Below are 4,041 nucleotides of genomic sequence, written 5' to 3' on the forward strand. Positions count from 1 at the left end.
GGCCGAGACTGTTCGACCCATCGGGAGAGCCGCACGGCCGGTAACGAAGCCACGTGACGAGCGGAGGTGTGGGGATCAGCGGAGGACCGTGTGACGCGGTCCGTCCTCTGCTCGTCCCCGGCCCTCCATCCGTCACCGGCCGGGGCGCTGGGGCTACAGCTCGACGCCCACCAGCACCGGCTCGGGCTGCAGCACCAGGCCGAACTCCGACGCCACACGGCTCTGCACGAAGCGGGCGAGTTCGGCGATCTCTGCGGCCGTGGCCTCGCCGCGGTTGGTCAGCGCGAGCGTGTGCTTGGTCGACAGGCCGGCGCGTGAGCGCGGGAAGCGGAAACCGCGCGAGAGCCCGGCGTTCTCGATCAGCCAGGCCGCGCTCACCTTCACCTCGCGCTGTTCGACGGGGGGCGGCGGAAGGATACCGTCGAATGCGGCCAGCGGGATCACCCTGACCGGGTCGAGCTCCGGCGACAGGGGCCACTTCGGGCACGCCGCGGGGAGTGTCCGGGCGAACGCCTCGGAAACGATGGCGTTCTGGAAGAAGGAGCCGGCACTCCAGGTGTCGGGGTCTTCGGCGTCGAGGACCATTCCCTTGCGCGAACGGGTGGCGAGCACGTGGTCGCGGATCCAGCGCAGCGACACCGTGTCGGCGGCATCCAGTCCGAGGGCGGAGCGTAGCTGTTCGCCTGCGATCGGACGTTCCCCGTCGCCGATGCGCGCGAGCTCGAGCGTCACCGAGAGGATGACGGCGGTGCGCGGGGGCGTGGAGCCGTAGTGCTGCTTGAGGACGGAGGTGCGGAACCCGAGGCCGAGATCGGAGGCGGGAACGACCGACACCTCGCCACTCGCCTCATCGATCAGCTCCACCTCGACGAGGGTCTGCACGATCTCTTGCCCGTACGCGCCGATGTTCTGCACCGGCGCCGCACCGACGGTACCGGGGATCCCCGACATGGCCTCGATGCCGGCGAACCCGCGCTCGACGGTCTCGGCGACGAGCGCATCCCAGTCGTGGCCGGCCTGCACCCGAAGGCGCACGGCGGCGTCATGCGACCCGGGCAGTTCCTCGATGCCGGTCGACCGCACGCGGATGACGGTGCCGTCGAAGGGCTCGTCGCCCACGAAGATGTTGGACCCGCCGCCGAGCACCAGCCAGGGCTCGCCGTCGGCCCACACCTCGCGGAGGGCGGCGACCAGCTCGTCGGCGGAGTGGGCGTCGACCAGACGGGCGGGCTCCCCTCCGGTGCGCAGCGTCGTCAGTCGCGACAGCGGGATCGGGGCGACCTCGGGCATCAGCTCACCCGCACCCGTACCTGCGCCTTGCCGAGCACGGAGGTGTCGGCGAACCGGACGGTGAGGTCGACGCGCGCCGTCTCGTCATCGACGGCGCCGACCTTGGCGCTGACGTGGATGTCGGCCCCGGTCTCGGTGTCCACGACCACGGGCCGGGTGAAGCGCACACCGCACTCCGCGATGCGAGCGGGGTCGCCCAGCGCGTCGGAGACGATGCCGACGGCGATGCCCATCGTGAGCATGCCGTGCGCGAGCACACCCGGCAGGCCCACGGCAGCGGCGACGTCGTCGTTGTAGTGGATGGGGTTGAAATCGTTCGACGCCCCCGCGTAGCGCACGAGCGACTCGCGCGTCAGGTGCACGGAGCGTTCGGCGATGATCTGGCCCACGGTGAAGTCGCTCATGCGTCGGAATCCCCCACGAGAAGAATGCTGGTGGTGGTCACGACGTGGGCGCCGTCGGCATCCACGACCTCCGCCTCCATCGTGACCATGGCGTTGCCGCCCATCGCCCGCACACCGGCGACCGACAGTGTCGCGACGAGTTCGTCGCCGGCGACGATGGGGCGCGAGTAGCGGAAACGCTGCTCGGCGTGCACGACGCGAGACAGCTCGATGCCGGATTCCGGGTAGGCGAGCATCTGCTGCAGCGTGATGTCCTGCATGACGATGGCGAACGTCGGCGGGGCGACGACGTCGGCGTAGCCGAGCGCTCGAGCCGCCTCGGGGTCGACGTGCTGCGGGGCGTCGGCGAAGACGGCGCGCGCGAACTCGCGCACTTTCTCTCGACCGACCAGATACGGCGCGGTCGGCGGGAAGGCGCGACCAACCAGTTCGGGATTCACGGGCATCGAATCAGTCTATCGACGCGACCGGTCGCTCTCTCAGCGCTGGTGGCGACCGCGGACGGCCTTGATCCCCATCTGCACGGCGATGAAAGCCAGGAACACCGAGAAGAGGATGTTGCCGACGAGCGGATCAACGAGCGTGGCGATGAAGGCGCCCAACGCCGTCGTCGTGCAGGCAGCGAGACCGACGAACGCCGCCGCCCGCAGGTCGACGTTGGATCGGCGGAGGTTGCCGACGGTGCCCGAGACGGCAGCCGGGATCATCATCAGCAGCGAGGTGCCCTTGGCGATGAGGTCGCTGGTGCCGAAGAGCAGCATGAGCGCGGGCACGACGATGATGCCGCCGCCGACGCCGAGGAGGCCGGCCAGGATGCCGGTGATGATGCCGAGCACCCCGAGCAGCGGTCCGGTGACCCAGGTCAGGACGAGCTCGGCGTCGCGCGAGGGCACGACGAAGTAGAGGCTGACGATGACGACGGCGAGGAACGCCACGAACGACCACCGCAGCGCGGTCTGCGACAGCTTCGGGAGCAGCCAGGTGCCGATCTGCGCGCCGACCACGGCACCGGCGGCCAGGATGAGGGCGGGAAGCCACGCCACCGACCCGTGTACCGCGTACGAGATCACGCCGACGGATGCCGTGGGCACAATGGCTGCGAGAGACGTTCCCGCGGCGAGTCGCTGGTCGAAACCGAGCAGGAGCACGAGCAGGGGCACGATGACGGTGCCGCCGCCCACGCCGAAGAGCCCGGACAGGAGTCCGGCCAGGAGGCCGACGCCGATGCAGACGACGTAGAACCGGGTGGAGCGGACGGGGCGGGTGTCGGAGGTCACGGGCTCGAGGTTCCTTCGCAAGACGGACGTTGGCGGCGAGGCGCCACCGACCAACCAGTCTCCCACTCGCGCGCTGCCCGGCGAGACGACATCCGGTGAAGAGCGTGCCGCCCGGAAAAGAAAGCGGCCCCCGGTGGTCCGAAGCCGCGTCCACCGGGGGCCGTCGCCCTCACAGGTCAAGCTGGACGGTGACCCGAACACCGGCCGGCGACCACTCGCGTGAGGGTGCGACAAGATGACGATAAATCGCGCCACCCCCGCCGATCGACCGGTTGACGACGGTAGCTCGGAGTGCTAAATACTTATGCCGCTAGTTTTTCGTTCGGGGCTGGGAATGCGTCCCCCGCGGGCGCCGTTGCAGCACGCATGACAACCGTAGGAATCATCGGAGCAGGACACATCGGCTCGGCGCTCGCAAAGGGCTTCGCGAAAAACGGCTACGACGTCGTGATCGCCAACTCCCGGGGGCCCGAGACGCTCACCGACCTCGTCGCGTCGATCGGCGACAACGTCCGCGCGGCAACGGCCCAGGATGCCGCCGAGGCCGGCGACATCGTCGTCGTCACCGTTCCGCTGAAGGCGATCGCCGAGGTGCCCGTCGCCCCGCTCGCCGGCAAGACCGTGCTCGACACGAACAACTACTACTTCGAGCGCGATGGGCGGATCGCCGAACTCGATGAGAAGAAGACGACCACCTCGCAGATGCTTCAGGACCACCTGCCGCAGTCGCACGTGGTGAAGGCGTTCAACCACATCATGGCCGCCGACATCCTCACCGACGGCTCCCCCGCCGGCAGCGAGAACCGTCGCGCACTGGCCACCTCCGGCGACTCCGACGAGGCCGTCGCCCTCGTCACCCGCGTCTACGACGAGTTCGGGTTCGACACCGTCAACATCGGTCCGCTCAGTGAAAGCTGGCGCGTCGAGCGCGATCAGCCGGCCTACGTCGTGCGGCAGAACGCCGACGAGCTGACGCAGAACCTGGCTCGCGCCGAGCGCTGACCTCGGACCGCGCCAGCCGGGCCCGACCCGCGCCGGCCGGGGCCTCGTCGGTCCGCGCCGGCCGGGTC

5 protein-coding genes are annotated in these 4,041 nt (G+C 69.8%); 1 reads left to right on the forward strand and 4 read right to left on the reverse strand.

The features are described from left to right. Positions 1-153: 153 nt before the first annotated feature. Genes RWP81_RS14910 through RWP81_RS14925 form a run of 4 tightly spaced genes read right to left on the reverse strand, consistent with a single transcriptional unit; the run spans position 154 to position 2,971 of the window. Complete coding sequence (locus RWP81_RS14910; protein WP_314457404.1) at positions 154-1,290, reverse strand: UDP-N-acetylmuramate dehydrogenase; 1,137 nt, start codon at positions 1,288-1,290, stop codon at positions 154-156. Next, a complete protein-coding gene (locus RWP81_RS14915; protein WP_314457405.1) occupies positions 1,290-1,694 on the reverse strand; it encodes a MaoC/PaaZ C-terminal domain-containing protein in 405 nt (134 codons plus the stop codon). The genes RWP81_RS14910 and RWP81_RS14915 overlap by 1 nt, the downstream gene beginning before the upstream one ends. Continuing rightward, positions 1,691-2,140 carry a MaoC family dehydratase N-terminal domain-containing protein gene (locus RWP81_RS14920; RefSeq protein WP_183420572.1) on the reverse strand — a complete coding sequence of 150 codons (450 nt, stop codon included), beginning with the start codon at positions 2,138-2,140 and terminating at the stop codon, positions 1,691-1,693. The genes RWP81_RS14915 and RWP81_RS14920 overlap by 4 nt, the downstream gene beginning before the upstream one ends. Before the next feature lie 33 nt (positions 2,141-2,173). Further along, positions 2,174-2,971 (reverse strand): sulfite exporter TauE/SafE family protein, encoded by a 798-nt coding sequence (locus RWP81_RS14925; RefSeq protein WP_314457406.1) that lies wholly within the window; start codon positions 2,969-2,971, stop codon positions 2,174-2,176. A gap of 366 nt (positions 2,972-3,337) precedes the next feature. Here RWP81_RS14925 and RWP81_RS14930 point away from each other — a divergent pair, with 366 nt between their 5' ends. Further along, a complete protein-coding gene (locus RWP81_RS14930; RefSeq protein ID WP_314457408.1) occupies positions 3,338-3,973 on the forward strand; it encodes an NAD(P)-binding domain-containing protein in 636 nt (211 codons plus the stop codon). Positions 3,974-4,041 lie beyond the last annotated feature (68 nt).

Source organism: uncultured Microbacterium sp. (assembly GCF_963521695.1).
Lineage (GTDB): Bacteria > Actinomycetota > Actinomycetes > Actinomycetales > Microbacteriaceae > Microbacterium.